Raw genomic sequence first — 22,607 nt, 5'->3', positions numbered from 1 at the left:
GGTTCGAGTCCTTTTACCCGCACAAGAAAGCCTCTTCAAACGAAGAGGCTTTTTTTATGTAATTATTTTAGGAATGATTCATTTTTAAATCTCTTATATAGAGATCATTAAAAATAAATGATTTTTTTATTATTTAAGATTTGTTTTTAAGTAAAAAAATCTATTATATTTGCCACGTCTTAAAGGAACAGGATGTTCCACTGATTCGCGGGTATGGTGAAATTGGTAGACACGCCAGACTTAGGATCTGGTGCCGCAAGGTGTGAAGGTTCGAGTCCTTTTACCCGCACAAGAAAGCCTCTTCAAACGAAGAGGCTTTTTTATTGGTGTAAAGTTATGGCTTAATAAACTTTTCTAATAGATATCTATTAATTCTCCTTCGGCAGTAAGATTAACAATTAATTTGATTGTTCTGTGGCTATACAATCATCAAATACAGGATTCTCTGCGTTATTTTGACACAGATATATTTTTATTAGTACCTACTCTGAGAAAAGGTGTTTCTGTATATTATCATTGTTTAGAATTTATGTATCATCTTTTTTTGTAAATTTCATTCTTTAAATGTTGAATTTAGAGGTATGGTGTGACTTTTGTGTGAAGTGTAGTCTAAATTATAATGTATAAGGATTAATCAAGGAAAAGGAATGGAATTAAAAAATTTGCTAGCAACTGTATTAGAGTTTGAATTATATACGAGTAAGTCTATCAGTATTACGATAGGTACATTATTATTCATCGCATTCACGCTTATGATTACTAATGTAGGGGTGAGGCTGTTGAAAAAAGCATTTATACGTATGGCTACTCCTGATGTAGCGGCTAGGCTAGGGAGTGTCTTTAATTTTATTAATTACTTTATTTACCTGATCATGATTTTCTTTATCCTGAATGTAGTTGGGATAAATATCAGTATGTTTTTGACTACATCAGCTGCTCTGTTTGTTGGTTTAGGGTTTGCACTACAAGATATCTTTAGAGATTTGATAGCAGGTATTTACATCTTGTTTGACAAGACATTAAATGTTGGTGATGTAGTAGAGATCAGAGGTGAAGTAGCTCGTGTGAAGGTCATTAATCTTAGATGTACTATCGCTGAGACGCGTAATAGAAAAGATATCGTGATTCCGAATAGAAAACTGATAGACGATATTATGAATAACTGGACGCATGAAGACCCTGTGATACGTGCAAGGATCGATGTAGGTGCTTTTATAGGGACGGATGTAGAATTAGTCAAATCGGTGCTATTGTCATGTGTAGAGGATAATGATGAGGTATTAAAATCGCCTAAACCTATAGTGTTTATAGATGAGTTCGGAGAATCTTCAATCCGTTTTATCTTATATTATTTTATAGATAACGCTTTTGATAACGATCGTATAGGTAGTGAGATTCGCTTCGAAATAGACAAGAAATTCAAAGCGAATAATATAGAACTGCCTGTGCCTGTGCTGAAGTTAAAACAGGGTGTAGTGTCTGTGTAAAAGTTATGGGTTCTAGAAGTATTCAATATCAATAAAAGGATTAATTTTGCTTTTTTCTAAAGAGAGATGGCTTCTAATAAAACTAATTCAAATCCTATGTCTGCTGTGGGGGCAAGACCAAAGAGAAAACCTCCAACAAGACGAAAACCTTCTAGAAAGAAGAGTGCTAAATCATCTACATGGACTACTGTGAAGTGGGTGGTCATCATCGTGGTATTAGTGGGAATAGGTATTTGGTTTGGACTCCATTTTAGAGAGGGAATACGTTATTTTTTTAGCTCTGATGACAAGTCAGAAGGCAAGTCTATCTATGATGTGCGTACTGTAGAGGTGTTGAATAGACATGACAGTATGTTAGTCGGTTTCGATGTGTCCCATTATCAAGGGGTGATCGATTGGAAGGTAGTGGATTCTGTAGCTGGTAAAGCTTCTCTTGACTTTGTGTTCATTAGAGCGACTATGGGTAAAGATGGCAAGGACAAGGCTTTTCATCTAAACTGGAAAGGTGCTAGAGCAAATCACTTTATTAGAGGAGCATATCACTATTATCGCCCTGATGAAAATTCGACAGAGCAAGCAGAAAACTTTATTAAGTTAGTAAAAATATCAGAAGGAGACCTTCCTCCTGTACTAGATATAGAAGATATGCCTAAAGAGCAGTCTATGGAAAACCTTAGAAAAGGGCTACAGAACTGGATCAAGCTGGTGGAAGCGCATTATAAGGTAAAACCGATCTTGTATTCAGGAGAGAATTATTATACGCATCACCTTAAGGCCTGGTTTCCTGATCATGTATTATGGATCGCTAATTACAACTTCTTTGTCGAAGAAATAAAGGCAGAATGGCATTTCTGGCAATTTACAGAAAAAGGAGTTGTCAATGGTATAGATGGCAAGGTGGACTTAAATATCTACAATGGGAATAAGGCAGATATACGAGAATTACTTGTGCCTTAAAGTTTTTTTAATCTTCTAGACTAAGGTGTACAGTGTCCCACTTTCTGCTACCATATACACTCATTATCGTCATAATAGGTCATTATAAGCAATAACGAAAAGAACATAAATAAGGTTATTTACTTTTGTGCTGTATCTGATAGGGATCTGATACACTGTAAGTAATGGCTTATAGTATGTTCTTTGACATTGTGTATATAAGAGATAAAATAAGAATGGGATGTTATTTTCTAACATCAAGGGCATCTCTAAGGGCATTGCCTATCAGCATAAAACTTATCACAAGTACAAACATAGCAAAGCCTGGCAATAAGGCTAAATAAGGTTTGCCTAATAAGATATAGTTATAGTTCTCTTTAATCATGGCTCCCCAACTAGGTGTAGGTACTTGTGTTCCTAATCCCAAGAAACTTAATCCACTCTCTACTAAAATGGCAGAAGCAAAGTTAGCAGCCGAAATTACAATGACTGGAGCCATACAGTTGGGCAAGATGTGCTTAGTAATGATTCTGTAGTTAGAATAGCCTAAAGCATGGGCTGCAGTTACGTATTGTTGTTCTTTTACACTGATTACTTGTCCTCTGACTACACGAGCTACTTCTACCCACATCGTTAGTCCAACAGCGATGAAAACTTGCCAAAAACCTTTGCCTAGAGCTAAAGTAATGGCAATCACTAATAGTAGGGTAGGTATAGACCAAAACACATTAATCAACCAAAGAATAAAGGCATCTATCTTTCCGCCAAAGTAGCCAGCTATAGCGCCTAACGTGATACCAATCACCAGGGATATTAATACTGCTACAAAGCCTATAGATAGAGATACACGTGCGCCAATGACTAGTCTACTTAGATAATCCCTTCCTTGGTTATCCGTACCTAGCCAGTATTTCTTCTGTTTGATAATCTCGGCTTCTTTAGCGTTGTTTAAAGTACTCAGAGCGATGCTTTTAGTTTCTTCTAATTGTGGTTGATTACTATACCCTTTATAATATAGAGTGTCATTAGTAATGTGATATTCACTAATAGGTATGAATCTAGCAGGTTCTTCTCTTCCAAACCAAAACTCACTCCAAGTGCGATCAGTGTCTGTAGGGATAGCAATAGTAGATACGGTAAAGCCTGGGCTCTGAGAACGAAGGGCAAGGTCACCTGCATTAGCATTCTTAGAGTTGTCAGGGATAATGAAGTAAGCAAAGGCTGCTACTACAGCAATACTTACAATAATCCAAAAACACAAAACGCCCCAAAAATCTTGTTTGAATTTTTGGAGCGCGATCTGTGTATATGATTTGCTAGTGTGAGACATTCTATAATTTAGAACTTACGTTGTTTTTATCACCACTTACTTTATATATTTTCTTTGTGTCTAGGTCTTTTAAGATTTTAACACCTTCTTCAATATAGACATCACCATTTAGCATTTCATGCCATCTGTCTCTTTTGCTTTCAAGTATTGTATCGTTCTTGATTCTAGTTAATTCACTAGGTAAAGAAGTAAACTTCAAGTCGTTTTTATATTTAGAAATAGCTTTGAATTTTTTAGCTTTTTCTTCTACTTCTTTTTGTTTTGCACGATACTTCTCAAGATTTAATGGAACTTGCTTTTCATCTTTTCTTTCATTGATCCATTGTGCGCTCTCGTCTATCAATTTGAATTGCTCATTTAGTGCAATACGCTCTTTACTTGACTTGATTACAGCAGAGAAATCATTGTTATATGGAGTATAAGCAGCTCTTTCTATCTTGTCCCATGGCATTGCGTTATCCATATCTCTTTCTCCCATATCGATATAAGAATATCTGTCTGGTAATACGATATCACTTAGTACTCCTTCTCGTTGAGTAGAACCACCATTGATACGGTAGAACTTCTGTAGTGTCACTTTTAAAGCACCTAGATCTCCATAAGGTTGTTTTCTTAATAGGTCATTAAGTGTTATTAAGTTTTGTACAGTTCCTTTACCATAGGTGTGTTTACTACCGATGATCACTCCGCGCTTATAATCTTGGATAGCGGCAGCAAAAATCTCAGAGGCAGAAGCAGAGAAGTTATTTACTAATACAACTAGTGGGCCTTCCCAAACGATAGGAGTATCCTTGTCATCTAATACTTTTTGTTTTCCTCTAGAAGATTTTACCTGTACTACAGGACCTTCTTTAGAGAATAGTCCAACCATTTTGATAACTGTCTCTAATGAACCTCCACCGTTGTTTCTAAGGTCCATAATGATACCGTCTATATTCTGCTGTTTTAGCTCTTTAATCTCTTTTTCAACGTCTGTAAATGCGTTACGACTGTCTTTGTTCTCAAAGTCAATGTAGAATTTAGGTAAGTGAATAATACCGTATTTTTTATCACCGTCTTGGATAACACTTGATTTAGCATAAGTTTCTTCCATTTCGATAACTTCACGCATAACAGGGATAACCTTGATCGTTCCGTCTATTTTCTTAATCGTTAAGAATACTGTAGTGTTCTTTTTCCCTTTGATCAGTTTTACAACATTGTCAAGACGCATACCTACGATATCGATAGGCTCTTCATCTTTAGTCTGACCAACTTTAAGGATAATATCTCCAGTTTCGATTTCTTTACCTCTCCAAGCAGGTCCACCAGGTACAAGCTCATTGATCTCTACACCTTCAGATTTTTTGCGTAGAACAGCACCAATTCCTTCGAAGCTACCACTCATGCTGGCATCGAACTTCTCCTTATCTTCAGGAGCAAAATAGAAAGTATGCGGGTCAAAACGCTCTACAATAGAGTTTAGATAAATAGCAAACCAGTCTTTTCTCTCAAGATCTTTAATGAATTCGAAAACTTCATCATACGATTTTAAAGCACTTTCACGAGCCTCTTTTTCAAGTTGTTCAAAAGATTTCTTTTCAACAGGCTTTTTGTCTTTCGCTTTTTTGTCTGATTTCTTTTCTTCTTTAACGATAGGTTCTCCAAACTCGTCAAACTCTTCTTCTTCCTCTACTTTGCCTTCTTGTATTTTAAGGTTGTCAGTAATGGTAGATAAGACATTAAGTTTTAGTTGTTGTTTCCAACGCTCTTTTAATTCTTCAGCATCTTTAGCATAGCCGATACTGTCATAGTCGGCGTTCAGTACGTCATCTGATTCGAATTCGAAAGGCTGTTCAAGTACTTCTGTATAAATACCTTTAGCCTCATTCATACGTTGAGTAATGCGCTCATAAGTCAGGTCAAAGAAAGAAAGTTCCTTTAACTGAATCATGTCGTCAATCAAGTACTCATATTTAGAAAACTCATCAATATCTGATTGTAAGAAATATCTCTTCATTGGATCCAATGCTTTTAGATATTCTTTATATACAGTAGCAGAGAATTTGTCATCAATCTTTGCAGGGTTATAATGTGTGTTTTCTAATATATACGTTACTAATTCTAAAAGAAGCTGATCTTTTTCAGGCGTATCTTTTTGCTGTTTAGGCATAAAACTCCACAGCAGAGCAGACACTCCGATAAGTAGAAGTATAACCTTATAATTTCTTTTCATAAATAGCTTAAAAGTATTCATTAATTAGTTTTGAACTAAAGTAGTTAAAAAAGTAAATATTTATACGATAAGGTCGATAATTATTTGTTAAAACACATAATCGTATAAAAATCCGTAGTTGTTAGGTGCTTAAACCCAAAATCCGCATTAGCCAAATACTGCAAAGTAGTTCTATTTCATAGCTCCTCTATTAGCACTAAACCCATAGTATTGTATGCTTGTATCACTAATTATGATCTATTTTATATAATCACTTTTCGTTTATATGTCTATCACGTATTTTCGGTTAAAACTAAGTAAATTCACAACTAAAATAACATATAATCCTTACATTAGCGAATGTAATTAAAATAAATATATGATGCAAAGACCCTTAATACTTGTTACAAATGACGATGGTATCACAGCACCGGGTATGAGAGCCCTGATAAGTGTGATGAAAGAGATAGGAGAAGTAGTGGTAGTTGCCCCAGATAGTGCTCAGTCTGGAATGGGGCATGCTGTAACGATAAACAGCACACTTACACTAGAAAAAGTAAATATTGATCCAGAGATAGAAGTAGAATATGCGTGTTCTGGTACACCTGTGGACTGTGTAAAGATAGCATTAGGACAGATATTAGATAGAACACCTGATCTGTGTGTGTCTGGAGTAAATCACGGTTCTAATTCTTCTATTAATGTTATCTATTCAGGAACAATGAGTGCTGCATTAGAAGCTGGAATGAGTGGAATACCTGCAATAGGTTTCTCATTATTAGACTTTAGCTGGAGCGCAGATTTTGAACAAATAAAACCTTTTATAAAAAAAATTACAACAGAAGCACTAAAGCACGGAATCCCAAAAGATGTGGTGCTGAATGTAAACTTCCCAAAGCTGGCAACCGAAGATATTAAAGGAGTAAAAGTATGTAGACAGGCCAAAGCTACATGGGTAGAGAACTTCGATAAACGAGTTAGTCCTCATGGGAAAGAGTACTATTGGTTAGTAGGAGAATTTGTTAATCAAGATAAAGGTGAGGATACAGATGAGTGGGCATTGCGAAATGACTATATCTCTATCGTACCTGTGCAGTTTGATCTAACTGCACATCAAGTTTTAGAACGTATTAATAGATGGGATCTGTAGATGAAAGATAAGATTGTTCATATTCTAATCGGTTTTGTTGGAGGTGTAGTGGCTACTGTAGTGGGTATAGAGCTTTATTTGTTGTTATTTACTAACTACGAGTTGTTTAGTGATTTTGGTTTCATTAATAATATAGGATTAGTAGGAAGAATAACAGCGATAGGGAGCTTACTTAATTTGCTGTTATTTACATTTTTTATTAATCGCAGATTAGATTTTATGGCTAGAGGTTGTATTTTAGCCGTAATTATTTTAACCATAATAACACAGTTAGTGTAGATGAAGTATTATATAATAGCAGGCGAGGCATCAGGGGATCTACATGGATCTAATCTTATGCGATCTATATACAAGAAAGACCCTAATGCAGAGATACGCTTTTGGGGAGGAGATTTAATGCAGCAGGTAGGAGGAAAGCTTGTGAAGCATTATAAAGATCTTGCTTTTATGGGATTTGTTGAAGTGGTACAAAATCTAGGAACAATATTGCGCAATATTAAATTCTGTAAAAAAGATATCGCATCTTTTAATCCGGATGTATTAGTGTTTATAGATTATCCTGGCTTTAATATGCGCATAGCTAAGTGGGCAAAGAAAGTAGGTATAGAAACACATTATTATATTTCACCTCAAATATGGGCTTGGAAAGAAAACCGCATCAATGATATCAAAAGAGATTTTGATTTTATGTATGTAATTCTACCATTCGAAAAAGATTTTTATGAGAAGAAACATAATTACCCTGTAACCTTTGTAGGGCACCCATTAATAGATGCTATAGAGCGCTATAGAGCAGAAGAACATCAAGATTTTAAGGCAAAGCACAATTTAGATGAACGACCTATTATAGCCTTATTACCTGGAAGTAGAAAGCAGGAGATCAGTAGATTATTAAATGAAATGCTTTCTGTAATACATCATTACCCACAGTATCAGTTTGTGATTGCTGGTGCTCCAGGACAGGATGCTTCATTCTATGAGACTTTTATAAAAGATAAGAATATTTCTTTTGTATTTAATGAAACCTATGCTTTGTTAAATATAGCTCATGCAGCCTTAGTGACTTCTGGTACAGCGACGCTGGAAACTGCCTTGTTCAATGTTCCGCAGGTAGTATTATATAAAGGAAACCAAGTGTCTTATGAAATAGCGAAGCGCATTATTAAATTAAAATATATCTCTTTAGTTAATTTAATTATGGATGATGATGTGGTAGTAGAGCTTATACAAGGAGATTGTAATGCTGTAAGAATAGAACAAGAATTCGCAAAAATCATACAAGGAGAAAAAAGAAATGAAATATTGTTAAAATATAAAGAATTAATTCGTAATTTAGGCGGTCAAGGAGCAAGTGATTATGTTGCAGGCGAAATACTAAAAAATCATATGACAAAAAGAAGTTAATCAACCACCACAAAAAAAACATTATGAAAAAGTTTACATTATTATTAATCAGTGTTTTGGGCCTTTCTGGTTTGCATACAATAGAAGCGAAGACAACAAGTAAATCTGTTTATAGTAGCCCTGTTAAAAAGAAACCTACAGCCGTTATCGCTGAGAGTAAAAATGTAGATGATAAAATACAAGCAGAATTAGATGCTTTATTAGGTGATTTTATTGAGGAGGCAAAAGAAGCAAAGGGGGAGTACTTCGATAATCTGACTAGTCAAGTACTGAATACTGCTTTTGACTATGAAGGAGTTCGTTACAGATATGGTGGAATGAGTAGAAAGGGTATGGACTGCTCTGGTTTAGTAATGACAGCTTTCGGTGATACTAGTGTAAATCTACCACGTACGTCAAGTGAAATGGCTCAAGTAGGTGAACGAGTTAGAAAAAATGAAGCACAAATAGGTGATTTGATCTTTTTTAAAACTCGTGGCAATAGAATTAGTCATGTAGGAATTATCACTGAGGTATTAGACGATGAAATTAAGTTCATCCATTCTTCAACTAGCAAAGGAGTGATAGTATCTTCAACTAAAGAAAATTACTATAGTAGAACTTTCGCACAGATTAACCGTGTTGTTTTAGAAAGTATGAATTAAGATTATAAGAATTCAAAAAAATAATATTAAGCTCTATCCATCAGGATAGGGCTTTTTTATTAGCTTTCTATTCTTTTTACAATTGCTGATATAAATCAAATAATCTATTATTTTGGAGTGAGTTTTGATGCTTATTATTACTATGAAGCCTATCAAACTCTCTTTTTTATTTTATTCTCTCTTTCTTTTTTTAGGGATATATATTGATGTGTCTGTTAGTGAGTTAGTCATTTTAGTTATAGTGATTACTCTTCTGGTTAGTTTGATACCATCTCAGTTAAATAGGTTTGTTCTTCTTCCTTCTAGGGGGACAAGAAATAAAGATATTTTATTATTTGCTAGTCTATTTTTCTTTTTAGGTATTGGGATAAAAGGATTGGTTAAGAATAAATATGGGTCTGAGTTACAAAGAATAGAGATGTATCTTAATACCCCTATAAATAATAGGATAGATATAAAAATAACGGAGGCACTTAGTAATAAAACGAACAAACGATTTATAGGAGAACTGATAAGAATTGGTGACACAGTATGTGCTAACAAGATAGCTCTTTATTTTAATGAAAGTCAAAACTTACTTGAGGTAGGTGATATTATTAGTTACTATGGCAGAATAGGCAATATCCAACAACCAAAGAATTTAGGACAGTTCGACTATAAAAAGTATATGCAAGGGAAGGGAATCTTTATTCAAAGCTATATAGGCGATTACTTTGTAGTAGGGCATGATGTGCATTGGCGTTATGAAATATTAAAGATTAGGAGTTCTTTAATCAATAATTTAAATAGTAGCTCTAATGTACTGAATGAGGATGTTCAAGGTCTATTAATGGCATTGTTGTTAGGAGAGAAGTCGTATATAGACTCGACTGTTATTAATCAGTTTAAGGAAGTAGGTGTTATGCATGTTTTGGCTATTTCGGGATTACATGTAGGGCTAATCTATTTAGTGTTTGTTCGCGGTTTATTTTTTTTATCAAGAAAGAGTAGGAGTATTGTTATTCTTGTATTACTGTGGTTCTTTGTCTTTTTATCAGGATTCTCAGCTTCAGTATTTAGAGCTGTCTTAATGTTTACTATTTTCCTTATAGGTCAACTTCTAAGGCGAGAGCAAGACTTGGAGCACAGTATAGGACTTGCCTTGTTCATAAGTCTATGTATACATCCTTATTGGGTATATGATATTGGTTTTCAGTTAAGCTACTTGGCCGTTATCAGTATTGTATATATTCTACCATTATTTAAGAGATACTATTCTAAAAATAGAATAATACAATACATACAGGGTCTAACTTATGTGTCTATAAGTGTTCAAATCGGTTTGATACCAATTCAGTTGTATTATTTTCAGCAGTTTTCTTTTCTATTTTTATTAGCTAATCTAATTGTCATACCTTTAATAACAGTGCTCATTATTATAGGAATAGTCTATTTAATTACGATGTGGATTGATAGTTTATCTATAGTGATAAGTTATTGCCTTAATGTATTAACCGATCTATTGTACCGATTAATAGAATTAGTACATCGTTTGCATTATTTCTCTTTTCAGAATGCACAGATAAATTTTGTACAGATGACTATACTCTTCATTCTTATAGGAGGCATCGTACTTTCTTATTATCAAAAGAAGTTGAGATATATAGTAGCAATGATATTGATATGTTGTGGTTTACAACTAGGCAATACTTTAGCATCCAGTAGAGAATCTATTTTGGATACAGAGATTGTTGTTCCATATGTATCTAATAAGTACAATAGGACAATATGGATTAGAGACTACAATACTGTACATGTACTAATGAATCTTGTTGATAGTACTGACCATAGACATCTACGTGACTTAGATAAATATCTGCAAGAGTATAGTATAGATAAAGTTGTGTATTATCCATTAGAGGGAATGGTGTTTAACTCTCAAGAGAAAGTATTAATTATAGATAGTGATAGAATAGTGTATGATATGCTATTAGATGCTTCGGTGGTATTATTTTCAGGGCAACCTAAGATAAACTTTGAACGTATGCTAGAAGTTAGGTTACCCAAATTAGTGATCTTTCATAATTCAGTACCTTTTTGGTTAAAGAAAAAGTGTATCGATATGTGTATAAAAAAGAATATCCCTTTTCACGATATGTATGAAAAGGGATATTGGTCTTCTTTATTATAATGATCTTAAATCTGTTGTAATAGTTGTTGAGGAGTTTGGTATCCTACGATAACTTTACTCACATCACCTTTCGTACCGAAGATAACCATAGAAGGATATCCAGGTATTCTTAAGAACATAGTGAAGTCGTGCGTAGCATTTCTACCTTTTCTTTCACTGTTGTATCCAGGATTTGTATACTTCGTTCCTTTGTAGTTTATTTCTTCATTACCTTCTGCATCAAATTTTACTGCATAGTAATTTTTGTTGATATGCTCGATTACTTTAGCATCGCTAAAAGTGTTTTTGTCAAGCATTTTACAAGGGCCACACCACTCAGTAAAAGCATCCATAAAGATAGGCTTAGCTTCTTTCTTTTGTGCTGCGATAGCTTCATTAAACGACATCCATTTTATTTCTTGAGCATTAGCTGTTAATCCTAAGAAAGTAATGGTAAGTAATAAAAACAGTTTTTTCATATTTCTTTTAATATTGTTATTATTTGACCCCGTGCATTAATTTCTTCAGCACTGGGTTAAGAGCAATAACTAACAACCCTGCTACAATAGGCACTACAGTGAAGATTAAGAAGAACACTGACAATGAGTATTGTTCTGTAATTGTCTCTATTTGTCCACCAAGTTTTGCAGCTAAATTGTTTCCAATTGCGATTGCAAGATACCACATTCCAAACATTAGTGCAATCATTCTTGCAGGAACTAACTTAGAAACATAAGATAGTCCTACAGGCGAAGAGAATAGCTCTCCTAATGTATGGAAGAAATAAGCGAATACTAGCCACATCATAGACACTCTAGTACCTTCTGTGATACCATGTGATCCATATGCTAATACTCCGAATCCGATGGCCATAATGATTAACCCTAGTCCGTACTTAATAGAAGCAGGCGGGTTAAATCTAGAATCCCATAGCTTAGACACCAATGAAGCTAATGCAATTATAAAGAAAGAATTTAAGATAGAGAACCACGAAGCTGTTATTTCTACTTGGTTATCTTTTATCTCTGTTATTTCTGCTTGGACTATTTCTGTAGGTCTATCTGCCTTTTTAAATTCAGTTACTAAATGTTCTTTCTGTTTAGAATCAAGAATATTAAAATTACCTAACTCTTCATAGATTTCTACTTTATCCCCTTTTGTTAATATATCTAGTTGAGATACGATAGCAGTATGTTTTACTACATTATCACCCTCATTAGGTATGTTAGCAGCATGTATCGCTTTATACTCATAGATAGGTTCATTATGCTTATCTAGGATAGGCTTACCTTCTTTGTCTACCTTTTGTATTTGTACAGCATCATACGTTACCTCATACGCATGTAGAGACCATTCTCTATTTAGCATCCATAAGGCAGATCCCCATACACCTAAGAATGTTACAGCTAATATGATATTAGATAAGAACGCCTTCTTAATAGTTTGCTTAGCTAATAAGATTAATACCCAAGTAATGATCAACAAAGGTACTATAGTTAGTAATGAGTTAAAGATATTAAATAGTAAAGCCTTATCACCAGACAGTACTCTCTGAGTATTATCACGGGCGAAGATAATCAGTGATGTCGCTCCTTGTTCAAATGACATCCAGAAGAATATCGTAAAGAAAGCGAATATAATAACTGCTATCATACGGTCTCTGACTACTTTAGTATATCTAATAATACGCGATATTATCAACCACATTAATATAAGCAGTCCTGTAACTACCACTACTGTTTTACCATCTATACCAAATATCTGGGCTGGGAATAACCTTATCTTTCCTACGATGTAGAATACATCACTGAAGGCGTATAAAAATCCGATAATAGAAGTAATCACGATAAGTATATAATCTAATGTAGTAAAAGGATTGCGTTTAAGCTCTTCTTTTTCTTCTACAGTAAGGTCCTTAGTATTCTCAGTTTCTTCTACTTTTATTTCTATATTTTTATTTGGCACATCACCTATATTCCCAAAGATTGGTTTAGCAAGCCAGAACTGTAATGTTCCAAGTAACATAAATACACCAGCTAGCCCAAATCCATAATGCCATCCGATACGCTCACCAATATACCCACATAGCATCATTCCGAAGAATGCTCCTGCGTTAACTCCCATGTAGAAAATCGTATAAGCCCCATCTTTTTTCTCAGGGAATGATTTATACATCTCAGATAAGATAGATGTCATATTTGGTTTAAAGAACCCGGTACCTACTACTAGTAATAGTAATCCCAAGTACATAAAGAACTCTGTCTCAAGGGTCATAGAAGCGTGACCTAAGGTCATAATCAGCGAACCAATTACTACAGCCCAGCGATAACCTATATATTTATCTGCTAAGATACCTCCGAAGATAGGCGTGATATATAGTAACATAGCATAAGTAGCGAATATAGCTCCTGCATCTACTACACTCATTTCCCATCCAGGGTTGAGGCCTATGACAGACATAGTTAAGAATTGAATCAATAATACGCGCATTCCGTAGAATGAGAATCGCTCCCACATCTCTGTAAAGAAGAGAACGAATAATCCTGAAGGATGTCCCAGAACTTTACTGTCGAAGAAGTTCGGCCGGTCAGTAGTAGAGTTTTCCATAATTTAATTTTAAAAGTCTAGTTTGTGGTTAGTTATAAAGATTGTGTTTAATACATAATCTCATGTCATAAAGGCTAAAAATAGTAAAATAAACTTAAGATTAATTGTTTTACTAAAAAATATAAATAGTTTTTAGTGTATGATTTGTATTTATCACTTTATTATTCACTATTCTTAAATCTTTATGTACATATTGCGATATGCTAGTACTAACGATGATCAGTTTTGGTTTTATAGATATAAATGAGGTGATTATAAAGCCTTGTTTTAGTACCAAAAATTAGTAGAGCACAGTAATTAACTGTGCTCTACTAATAGTGTTATGAAATGAAATGTGGAATATATTGTCTTAGTTAAGTACTTCGAGTACGTCTATTTGCAAAGATGAATTTGTCATGAAAGATGTTAAGTTGGTGGAATCTGGGTTAGGTTTACCAACAGTTAAGATTGCTTTGCTTGTATCTTTCCCATTTTGACCTTTCTTGTAGCCACTTTTTAATCTAGGAATTACGGCTACTTCTAATTTATGATTTCCTACATCTAAATTTTCGATAGTTGATATTAATGTAACTATACTAAAAGGGTTAGTTAAACCTTTTACTTCAAAAGGCTTTACTGATTTTAGACGACCTCCTATAAAAAAACCTATTGCAAAGGTAAATTGTGGTATACCATCTTTATCTCTATCTGATAGGTGACCAATTGTTTGCAATATTAAGTTTGTTCGATTTATAGGTTTATCTATTTTGATTATAGTTGTTAATTGCTTTAATATGTGCCATTTAGCAGTAGGGTCTGTTGCAGGAATAGAATCAATTCTTTCGTTCTCAATATATTGCCTTCTTTCTGCCCCTTTGGGCAATTCTACACCTAAAGAATCAACCATAACATCACTACTGATAAGTGAATAAGATCCCTTTGGAACTATCGGAATACTTAGGGTTTTCCATACAGGTGATTTGTTAGGGCCTTGTGATATTAGTACCTGTCCCTCAATACCTGGATTCCCTTTTGTAATTGCAGTTGCTCCTAAGTTCATTTCTTTCGTTACTTGTAATGTACCATTAAGATGCATGTCATTTAACGGAGTGGTTGTATTAAAACCTATAGGTTGTGCAAATATTTGTATTTTGATTATAAAACAAAATAGAATAAAGTATATGTTCTTTTTCATATTTATTTGTTTAATTGTTCATAAATGTCAACCTTAAGAGAAGTCTTTGCCATGAAAGGTGATATATTGGTAGCTTCTGGATCAGGATTTTTCTTACCTATGGCAAGAACACCTTTATAGTCTTCTTTTACTCTAGGGATGGCTGCCACTCTTAGTTCGTGTGTTCCTATTGGTAAATTTTCTATTGTTGAGATTAAGGTTACGACGGTAAATGAATACCCTGTTCCTTTTACAATAAATGGTTTGACTGATTTTAATTTTCCTTCAATAAAGAACCCTATTGCAAAACTGAATTTAGGATCGGTTCCTATGCCTTCTCTTGAAATATGTGCTATAGTTTGGAGTATTAGGCTTACTTTATTGTTAGGATCAGTGATGGTTATAGGGCTTATAAGCTCTGTTAATGGAACCCATTCTGCTCCTTTTTCAATTAATGTTATGCTTTCATTTTCTTTATAACTTGTTTTTGAAGAACCTTCTTTAAGGATTATTCCTATATCGTCTACGAGTACTAACGATTTTGTTAGGGAATAACTCCCTGGTAATACAGTGGGGATATTTAATGTTGCCCAATATGGTGCTAGATTTATACCATTAGAAATTAATGCCTGTCCCTCTAGTCCTGGTGTTCCCTGCATAGTTGCTGAACCTCCTATGTTTAATTCATTAGTTATAGATACTGAACCATTAACATGCAAATCACTTGCAGGAGTGGTAGTATTTATGCCTATTGGTTGAGCGAAAGTGATCTTTATAAGTAATAAAAATAAGAAGGGTATTATTTTTTTTGCAATCATAATAGTACTTTTTTAGTTAAGAACTTCGAAAACATCAATTTTTAAAGATGTTTGTGCCATAAATGCAGAGATTAAATCTACGTCATCTTTGTTTGGTCTACCTATGGCTAGCACACCAGTGAATCCATCTTTTTTTCTTGGTATTACAGCTACTTCTAGGAGGTGGTTGCCTTTCTTTAAGTTTAATAGTGTTGTGATTACTGTCGTTACTTCAAATGCGTCTTTCTTACCTTCAACTATGAATGTTTTAACTGCTTTAAGCTTTTTGTCTACAAAGAAGCCAATAGCATATGAGAATAAAGGGATTTTATTCGTAGAAATTCCTTTCTGAGATATCGATGCTATAGTTTGCAGCGTTAAGTTCACTTTGTTTTTATCTTGTGTAATTAATAGATTAGAATCTAGCTCTTCTAATTTTATCCATTTTGCTTTTAGATCGTTGATAGGTATTGTATCTATAGGTTCATTTTTTACATACGTTCTTCTACCAACTTCTTCTTCTAATTGTGCTCCTTTATGATCTACAATTACTGTGGTATTAGTCATAGCATAGCTGCCAGGAGGAACTATAGGTATGGTTAATGTACTCCACTCAGGAGCTTTGCCTTCTCCGTTAGACTTTAATACTTGTCCTTCTTCTCCAGAGTCTCCTTTAGACGTAGCTGTCCCTCCAAAGTTGAGGTCTTTAGTTACTTGTAATTTTCCATGTATATGCAAGTCACTTAAGGGTAATACTGTGTTTACACCTATTTTTTGTGCGTTCATTTTTCCTACTACAAGAAAGAGTAAAATAGCTAAAAGTGTGTATTTTTTCATTTATTTGTAACCATTTTATTAATAAAGCAAAATTAATTAGGATAAAGGGTCTTAAAAAGATACTTTTTTTGTTTAGAGAATTATTGTTTAAAGCGTTGTTGTGAAGGTGTTTTTTTTATAAAATCTTTTTTTTAGACGTATTTGTTTACTGTATTGTTTGTTTTTAGTGTTTTTTGCTTAGTGATTTAAAAATTATCTTTCTTTTTTATTCGGTGTTATTTAATTGAAATGGTGTTGTTTATCTTTTATTGTTTGGTTTTTATTAACATTTTATTTTATTAGATATGTGTTATTAAGTGTGGGGTATAGAATTATGTTTTCTTCTTTTACATAGATTATTCGGGTAGAGATAGTATATCATTTGGTAAAACACCTTCTATCCCTGATAGATATTGGTTATTATCGAATAACTTCCGAAGCCAATTCATCTTGTGTAATGATAATGATTGAATATGAGGTTGTTATATTCTGATTAAAAGTGCAGAATAGGTCATTAAGGGATTAAGGAGTCATTAACTCCAAATAAGGTCATGATGGGAGAATAACTGTAAGAATGTATATAGAAAGATATCTGTGTTATACTACAGTATAGTGGAGCAGGAGGTAAGTAGGAAAAATAAAGGCATAAAAAAACGCCTTAGTGATCTAAGGCGTTTGTGTATATATTTATTGATTTGCTTTTTTCTGTTCTAGAGGTCTGATGACCAATCTATCATAGATGACTAGTGTGATCACTGAGAACATCCCGATACCGAATATCACATACCATATCTTATTAGGATTATAAGTGTTCCATAGCATATCTACCATCTCCCAGTGAGACATGCTCAACTTCTGTTCTGCTAAAGCGAAGTACTCATTTTTAGAGAATGGGAAGTGTACTTGGCTGATGTCAATACCTTTATTGATAGCATATTCTTTAAAAGAGGTAGCCACTTGTGACCAATCTACGCTGTCCGCTTTAAGGTTAAACTGTTTTTCGAAGGCAGATAGAGACATATTTAGAGCCTTTGATCCTTGTTCTATAAACTGTTCATGCGTTACTACTTCTGGCATGTCTATGCTTCTAGTAGCCATCTCTGTTTTTAGTAGAGATAATTTGTCTGACCATGCTTGATACAAATCACCTGATATGAATTTTGTCACATAGTAACTAGCTGCTACAGGTAAGAAATAAGTCCCTTGGTATAACCCGTCTTTTCCTTTCGGTGTAATTAATGCGATAAATGATGATACAGTAGGGCTAGACATCATCTCTCCGATAGAGAAGATCATCGTACCTAATATAGTAAACAATGGATTGTGTGTATAGAACGTAAGTCCTACCCCTATACTCGCGATTATGGCTCCTCTGATTACAGCATTGATATGGCGCATTTTTATCACAAAGTATGAGACACTAACTTGACAAATAATAATCATCAATGAATCTATATTAGTGAACCATTCTGGTTTTACTTGACCATCTTGGGTAAGTAATGTTCCTAAGAATGGTACATTTTCATTAATCCAAGTACTTAATGTAGCAGAGTTTACCCAGTCTTCGATGAAGTTAGGCAGTGTGTTGAACAGTTGGTTAAACATCGTCCAGAACCCAATCATTAATAATAATAATATTCCTAGACGTACATCTTTTAGCGCTTCGAAGATTCCTAATACAGAATCTTTGATCGCTTTACCAATAGAATCTTTAGGTTTTTCTACTTTTGATTCTTTGTAGAAAAATATTACTATAAATAAGTTTATTGCTATAACGATAGCTGCTTGTATAAATATAATCTTCCAACCAAACGTAGTACGCAATCCTGATGACATTGCCGGTCCGATAAACCCTCCGATGTTAACCATCATATAGAATATACCGAAGCCTAGTGTTCCAGAGTTTTCGTCAGTATTACTAGCAATAATTGCGGATGCTACAGGTTTAAAGAATGCTGCACCTACGGCAACTAATAAGAATGCTACGTAGACATTGGTATAGGTTGTTACTTCTCCTAAAAGATAGTAACCGGCAATCATAATGATAAAGGAAATAATCAATGAGATCTTATACCCTATACGGTCAGCGATAACTCCAAATAATAAAGGTAAAAAGTATAGGATAGCTACAACGCCTCCCATGATACTACCTTTTTGGATATGGTTAAAACCAAGCCCTCCCATGTCAGTAGAGCCTACTAAATATAATCCTAATAAGGTATAGATACCATACCATGCCCACCGTTCCATCAGTTCCATAAAGCTGGCTATCCAGAAGTTTTTATTGAATGATGTTATTGTTTGTCTCAACGTTTTATTGGACTGTGACATGGTAATGGGTGATTTAAAAATTATAGGCGGTAAGTTAAGTTGTATATTCTAAACTGCAATGGATGAGAACCAAAAATTTGCTATTCAAATAGAAATATTGGTGTAATCTGAGTAATTATGATGATGTATCTATGATATACAAAAGCGCCTTAGTTGCCTAAGACGCTTTGATTAAGTTTAAAATGAATAGTTTACACTGAGTAGTAGTTGTCTTCCTAAGAGCTTATAGGTCGTAGAGGTATTGCTGTAGTCTGTTAAGGCGTAGTTTGCATACGTCTTGGTATTAAAGAGGTTCGTTAACTCTAGACGTGCGTTCCACTTCGACTTACTAGGGATATACGCAATATTAAAGTCTAAAAAGGTATAATACTTACGACTAGGAGCTACCTTATCGAAAGAATATAACTCACTGATAAGGTTTAGGTAGAATACGTCTTTTAGTTTATATTTAGCAGTCAGTTTAGTTTCTGTGTCTATAAAGCGCTCAGTGCTAATGATGTTCATATAGGTCGTATACCAATTCGTACTTACGGCATAGTTAAACCTTGATCTAAGATTAGACTTCAGTTCTATTCCATAGGTAAGTGATGTGCTTCTGATACGTCTCGTCTCAGAATCATTTAGCGTGTTGTAGAAGTCAGCTTGATTAGCATTTAGACTCAGCTTTAGGTTGTGTTTTAGCTTTTGGAAATAATATTCTGTAGAGGCTAATATGAAGTAGCTCTCGTTGTTCTTTATGGTAGATATATTGCTCTTCGTGTGGTTAGGATAGATATAGTTATTCTGTGTATAAAAGTCGTTGTACTTATTATACGATATCGTCACCGTAGAGAATGACCTATCGTGGTAGTTGCCTAATGTATAGGTTAGACCTACTGAATTATTTGTGAAAGGGTCAAGATTAGTAGTTCCTCTTAAGAAGCTTCTATACGATGTCTGTATATACCCATCATAGGTTTTGGCAGCATTGATATTAGTATAACCATATTTATAATAGATGTCTATTTTGTTCTTGTCATTAATTCTTTTTTCGATAGATAAGTGTGGGCTTATAGTGAATTTCTGAAGACTGTTATCCGTAGTTATTGACTTTAGCTTATTGTCAAATAAGGAAGCAGAGATACTCGTCCCCATACTCCACGTACCCCATGTCATCTTCGTCAATGCCTTTGCATAAAGTTCGTTTACTTTTAAGGTTGAGTTATTCTTGTTAGTATAGGTGTCATCATCTGCTAAGTTATTTAGACTGTAGAGATGTGTGTTCGTGTTCGTATTCCCTAGCGTGAGATGAAGTAGGTGGTTACCTTTCATCATTCCTTTATAACTAGCCTGTACAGTGTGATAGTTCATTTTATTCTGAACGAGTTGACTGAATGGCGTTGTCGCATCCTGTATATAGATATTAGGCGTATTGATATAATCTTGAGTGTTCTGCTCATAGATATTCTTATAACTCAGTACTAAAGCTTCTCTATCAGATAGCTTAGTGGTGTACTCTAAGTTCTGTTCTACTCTTTTGTTCTCATTGTCTAGAGCTTGATTATTCGGAATATCGTTGTAGCGTACTGCACTATTAATCTTTGTGTTTGAGATATTGCCTTTTAGATCATATTTCAGTGTAGACGTTTTATTGATATCGTAGACCATATCTCCTTTTAGAAACGAGAAGTTACTTCTGTTCTTATTGTTCATCATTTCTATATTGTGATAGGAATTATCTGGAGCATATAGAGTCTGATCCATTGCCCTTTTGCCTAGAAGAGTCTCTTTATTGAACAAGCCTGCTATCTTCACTTCTATTTTAGGAGATAGAGTTACAGCCGTGTTGATAGAAGCAAACTGGTTATTGTTATTCTTATATCGATGGTTTCTGAGACTTAATGAGATATTGTCTATATTGATAGGATTAGATAGAGCAGTAGGAGTTGTTATTTCCCCTTTATTACTATTTAGAAACGAGCTAAGGTCACCCGTAGCATCATAGCTAATATTGTTAGACTGTAAGATAGAGTAGAACTTCGTCTTTTTGCCAAAGTTCATGATGTTTGATCTTGCACTATGCACCTCCTTATCACGTACACCAGCTCCCACCTCGACATTGCCAAACCATACACGCTTAGCTTCTTCACTGAGTTTAAGGTTAAGTGCTAGTTTCTTAGCAGGGTTTAGATTTGTCAGGTGTTTGTTTTCAGAATAATTTTGTAATAGTTCTACTTCTTCTACTGGACTGACAGGCATGTTCTTAGTCAGCACTCTGTATCCTCTATCGAAGAGGTCTGTGCCATCTACCATGACCTTCTCTACTTCTTGATTATTGACACTGATCTTCCCATCAGTACTAATCTCTAGCCCTGGTAGATTCTTGAGTAGGTCTTCTATGACGCGTTCATCTCCTTTAGAGAACTGTTTGACATTATAGACTACAGTATCCTTCTTCACTGTGATAGGTGAAGTAGCCTTAATGGTGATTTCGTTGAGCACTTCAGCAGAAGAGAGTAGGTACAGAGGTGTGTCTATACCATAGTTGTTTTTAGTCGCATCTAGGGTGATAGTCGTTTTCTCTATTCCAACCTTTTGTATCGTAAGTTGAGAGGCAGTAGGGTAGTTCGCTATGTTTTTAAACTCTACTAGTCCTTCATTGTTAGATGAGGTATACGCTAAGGTTTTATTGTTTTGATCTTGTAGAAATACTGTTGCACGGACTATCTCTACACCTTGACTATCTAGTAGTCGTGTAGTGATATGCTGTGCTTGAGTTAGGTAAGTGCACAGGAGTATTAATAGGATAATTATATTACTCTTCCCACTCATATTTGCGTTCGAGGTCACTGTTTTTTAAACGTTCAAATTGATTAGGATCTGTCATGACCTCGAGTATCTCTACGCCAGGTATATTACCAAAAGGATTGCGTTGAGGGCCATTGACTAGTCTATCAAGCTCTTTGTAGTATTTCTCTTGAAAAGATCGGATAGACTCGTTGGCACGACTAACGTCATATCTAAAAGGTAATATCTTGAATTTGTTGACTTCTATATTCTGTATGTTCCAATGATATCTGTGTTCATCATCATAGAGTTCAAATACTAAACCAGGTAAGTTATTGAATTTCCAAGGGCCTACTTGTACAGGATAGTCAGTAGAGTACCACGCCGTATAGTTTCTCCCTCTAAAGCTTAGTGTAGCCTTGTGAAGGGTTATCTGTTCTGCATTGGTTTTGGTCTCATCGTGTAGTTGCCAATCCATTTGAGGAATATCTTCCTTGATAAAGTATCGCGCTTCCCAAGGCTTTATTCTTGAATAGAGCAGGTTCTTCTTAAAGTCAAAGTAGAAGAACTCTTCAAATTCTTGTTTATCGTAAATCACTATTACATTTGGCTCTCTGGGAGGCTCTTTAGTGAATTTGTATTCGCCATTAATGTATAGACTTTTATCTTCTTTAGGGCTAATGTATAGTTTGTCTTCTGCTGAGATGATATGAGCATCAGAAGTTGTTGTCTTTAGATAAGTGATGGTGTAATTGGTATCTTGGGCATATCCAATAACACATAAGAATAGAATAATAAATAAGTAATAGGTTGATTTATACATATCTAAGTTTTAGTTCTTGT

General features: G+C 34.5%; 17 protein-coding genes and 1 tRNA gene. 8 read left to right on the top strand and 10 right to left on the bottom strand.

Going from position 1 to position 22,607, the window contains the following annotated elements:
* The first annotated feature begins 207 nt into the window (after positions 1-207).
* The 3 genes from AABL85_RS13400 to AABL85_RS13390 all read left to right on the top strand — a co-directional run bounded on the left by AABL85_RS13400 (position 208) and on the right by AABL85_RS13390 (position 2,444).
* Positions 208-289 (top strand) — tRNA-Leu (locus tag AABL85_RS13400).
* A gap of 358 nt (positions 290-647) precedes the next feature.
* Positions 648-1,487 carry a mechanosensitive ion channel family protein gene (locus tag AABL85_RS13395; RefSeq protein WP_286413347.1) on the top strand — a complete coding sequence of 280 codons (840 nt, stop codon included), beginning with the start codon at positions 648-650 and terminating at the stop codon, positions 1,485-1,487.
* Between the two features lie 66 nt (positions 1,488-1,553).
* The gene (locus AABL85_RS13390) at positions 1,554-2,444 is read left to right on the top strand and encodes a glycoside hydrolase family 25 protein (RefSeq protein WP_341310441.1); all 891 of its coding nucleotides are present in this window, start codon (positions 1,554-1,556) and stop codon (positions 2,442-2,444) included.
* 223 nt (positions 2,445-2,667) lie between these two features.
* Here the strand turns inward: AABL85_RS13390 and AABL85_RS13385 are convergent, their stop codons facing one another.
* The gene (locus AABL85_RS13385) at positions 2,668-3,753 is read right to left on the bottom strand and encodes an ABC transporter permease (protein ID WP_341310440.1); all 1,086 of its coding nucleotides are present in this window, start codon (positions 3,751-3,753) and stop codon (positions 2,668-2,670) included.
* Position 3,754: 1 nt separating this feature from the next.
* A complete protein-coding gene (locus AABL85_RS13380; protein WP_341310439.1) occupies positions 3,755-5,989 on the bottom strand; it encodes a carboxy terminal-processing peptidase in 2,235 nt (744 codons plus the stop codon).
* 340 nt (positions 5,990-6,329) lie between these two features.
* On the opposite strand from AABL85_RS13380, the gene surE reads away from it, so the two are divergent.
* The 5 genes from surE to AABL85_RS13355 all read left to right on the top strand — a co-directional run bounded on the left by surE (position 6,330) and on the right by AABL85_RS13355 (position 11,315).
* On the top strand, positions 6,330-7,097 hold the full coding sequence (gene surE / locus AABL85_RS13375) for a 5'/3'-nucleotidase SurE (RefSeq protein ID WP_341310442.1): 768 nt from the start codon (positions 6,330-6,332) through the stop codon (positions 7,095-7,097).
* Positions 7,098-7,376: a hypothetical protein gene (locus AABL85_RS13370; RefSeq protein WP_286413351.1), complete on the top strand. Its 279-nt coding sequence runs from the start codon at positions 7,098-7,100 to the stop codon at positions 7,374-7,376.
* Positions 7,377-8,501 (top strand): lipid-A-disaccharide synthase, encoded by a 1,125-nt coding sequence (gene lpxB / locus AABL85_RS13365; protein ID WP_286413352.1) that lies wholly within the window; start codon positions 7,377-7,379, stop codon positions 8,499-8,501.
* Positions 8,502-8,524: 23 nt separating this feature from the next.
* Positions 8,525-9,145, top strand: a complete 621-nt coding sequence (locus AABL85_RS13360; protein ID WP_286413353.1) for a C40 family peptidase — start codon at positions 8,525-8,527, stop codon at positions 9,143-9,145.
* Between the two features lie 127 nt (positions 9,146-9,272).
* A complete protein-coding gene (locus tag AABL85_RS13355) occupies positions 9,273-11,315 on the top strand; it encodes a ComEC/Rec2 family competence protein (protein ID WP_341310438.1) in 2,043 nt (680 codons plus the stop codon).
* 5 nt (positions 11,316-11,320) lie between these two features.
* On the opposite strand, the gene AABL85_RS13350 is transcribed toward AABL85_RS13355, so the two are convergent.
* The 8 genes from AABL85_RS13350 to AABL85_RS13315 form a co-directional block, all read right to left on the bottom strand.
* Positions 11,321-11,773, bottom strand: a complete 453-nt coding sequence (locus AABL85_RS13350; RefSeq protein ID WP_286413355.1) for a thioredoxin family protein — start codon at positions 11,771-11,773, stop codon at positions 11,321-11,323.
* A gap of 19 nt (positions 11,774-11,792) precedes the next feature.
* Positions 11,793-13,901 (bottom strand): peptide MFS transporter, encoded by a 2,109-nt coding sequence (locus tag AABL85_RS13345; protein WP_341310437.1) that lies wholly within the window; start codon positions 13,899-13,901, stop codon positions 11,793-11,795.
* Between the two features lie 349 nt (positions 13,902-14,250).
* Positions 14,251-15,075, bottom strand: a complete 825-nt coding sequence (locus AABL85_RS13340; RefSeq protein ID WP_341310436.1) for a hypothetical protein — start codon at positions 15,073-15,075, stop codon at positions 14,251-14,253.
* 2 nt (positions 15,076-15,077) lie between these two features.
* Positions 15,078-15,872, bottom strand: coding sequence for a hypothetical protein (locus AABL85_RS13335; protein WP_341310435.1), 795 nt, complete (start codon positions 15,870-15,872; stop codon positions 15,078-15,080).
* 12 nt (positions 15,873-15,884) lie between these two features.
* Positions 15,885-16,688, bottom strand: a complete 804-nt coding sequence (locus AABL85_RS13330; protein WP_341310434.1) for a hypothetical protein — start codon at positions 16,686-16,688, stop codon at positions 15,885-15,887.
* Positions 16,689-17,354: 666 nt separating this feature from the next.
* A complete protein-coding gene (locus AABL85_RS13325; protein ID WP_341310433.1) occupies positions 17,355-18,998 on the bottom strand; it encodes an MFS transporter in 1,644 nt (547 codons plus the stop codon).
* Between the two features lie 177 nt (positions 18,999-19,175).
* Positions 19,176-21,809 carry a hypothetical protein gene (locus tag AABL85_RS13320; RefSeq protein WP_341310432.1) on the bottom strand — a complete coding sequence of 878 codons (2,634 nt, stop codon included), beginning with the start codon at positions 21,807-21,809 and terminating at the stop codon, positions 19,176-19,178.
* Entirely contained in the window at positions 21,793-22,587 is a 795-nt protein-coding gene (locus AABL85_RS13315) for a GLPGLI family protein (protein WP_341310431.1), read from the bottom strand. The genes AABL85_RS13320 and AABL85_RS13315 overlap by 17 nt, the downstream gene beginning before the upstream one ends.
* Positions 22,588-22,607: the final 20 nt, after the last annotated feature.

The organism is Myroides odoratimimus (assembly GCF_038039805.1).
Classification (GTDB): domain Bacteria; phylum Bacteroidota; class Bacteroidia; order Flavobacteriales; family Flavobacteriaceae; genus Flavobacterium; species Flavobacterium odoratimimum_B.
This window is presented reverse-complemented; position numbering and strand designations above follow the sequence as displayed.

Bases quoted from the DNA above. Each gene is read 5' to 3' on its own strand.
- AABL85_RS13360 (WP_286413353.1), top strand. From the start codon at position 8,525: ATGAAAAAGTTTACATTATTATTAATCAGTGTTTTGGGCCTTTCTGGT.
- AABL85_RS13335 (WP_341310435.1), bottom strand. From the start codon at position 15,872: ATGATTGCAAAAAAAATAATACCCTTCTTATTTTTATTACTTATAAAG.
- surE (WP_341310442.1), top strand. From the start codon at position 6,330: ATGCAAAGACCCTTAATACTTGTTACAAATGACGATGGTATCACAGCA.
- AABL85_RS13340 (WP_341310436.1), bottom strand. From the start codon at position 15,075: ATGAAAAAGAACATATACTTTATTCTATTTTGTTTTATAATCAAAATA.
- AABL85_RS13350 (WP_286413355.1), bottom strand. From the start codon at position 11,773: ATGAAAAAACTGTTTTTATTACTTACCATTACTTTCTTAGGATTAACA.
- AABL85_RS13395 (WP_286413347.1), top strand. From the start codon at position 648: ATGGAATTAAAAAATTTGCTAGCAACTGTATTAGAGTTTGAATTATAT.
- AABL85_RS13320 (WP_341310432.1), bottom strand. From the start codon at position 21,809: ATGAGTGGGAAGAGTAATATAATTATCCTATTAATACTCCTGTGCACT.
- AABL85_RS13385 (WP_341310440.1), bottom strand. From the start codon at position 3,753: ATGTCTCACACTAGCAAATCATATACACAGATCGCGCTCCAAAAATTC.
- AABL85_RS13355 (WP_341310438.1), top strand. From the start codon at position 9,273: ATGCTTATTATTACTATGAAGCCTATCAAACTCTCTTTTTTATTTTAT.
- AABL85_RS13380 (WP_341310439.1), bottom strand. From the start codon at position 5,989: ATGAATACTTTTAAGCTATTTATGAAAAGAAATTATAAGGTTATACTT.
- AABL85_RS13315 (WP_341310431.1), bottom strand. From the start codon at position 22,587: ATGTATAAATCAACCTATTACTTATTTATTATTCTATTCTTATGTGTT.
- lpxB (WP_286413352.1), top strand. From the start codon at position 7,377: ATGAAGTATTATATAATAGCAGGCGAGGCATCAGGGGATCTACATGGA.
- AABL85_RS13345 (WP_341310437.1), bottom strand. From the start codon at position 13,901: ATGGAAAACTCTACTACTGACCGGCCGAACTTCTTCGACAGTAAAGTT.
- AABL85_RS13325 (WP_341310433.1), bottom strand. From the start codon at position 18,998: ATGTCACAGTCCAATAAAACGTTGAGACAAACAATAACATCATTCAAT.
- AABL85_RS13390 (WP_341310441.1), top strand. From the start codon at position 1,554: ATGGCTTCTAATAAAACTAATTCAAATCCTATGTCTGCTGTGGGGGCA.
- AABL85_RS13370 (WP_286413351.1), top strand. From the start codon at position 7,098: ATGAAAGATAAGATTGTTCATATTCTAATCGGTTTTGTTGGAGGTGTA.
- AABL85_RS13330 (WP_341310434.1), bottom strand. From the start codon at position 16,688: ATGAAAAAATACACACTTTTAGCTATTTTACTCTTTCTTGTAGTAGGA.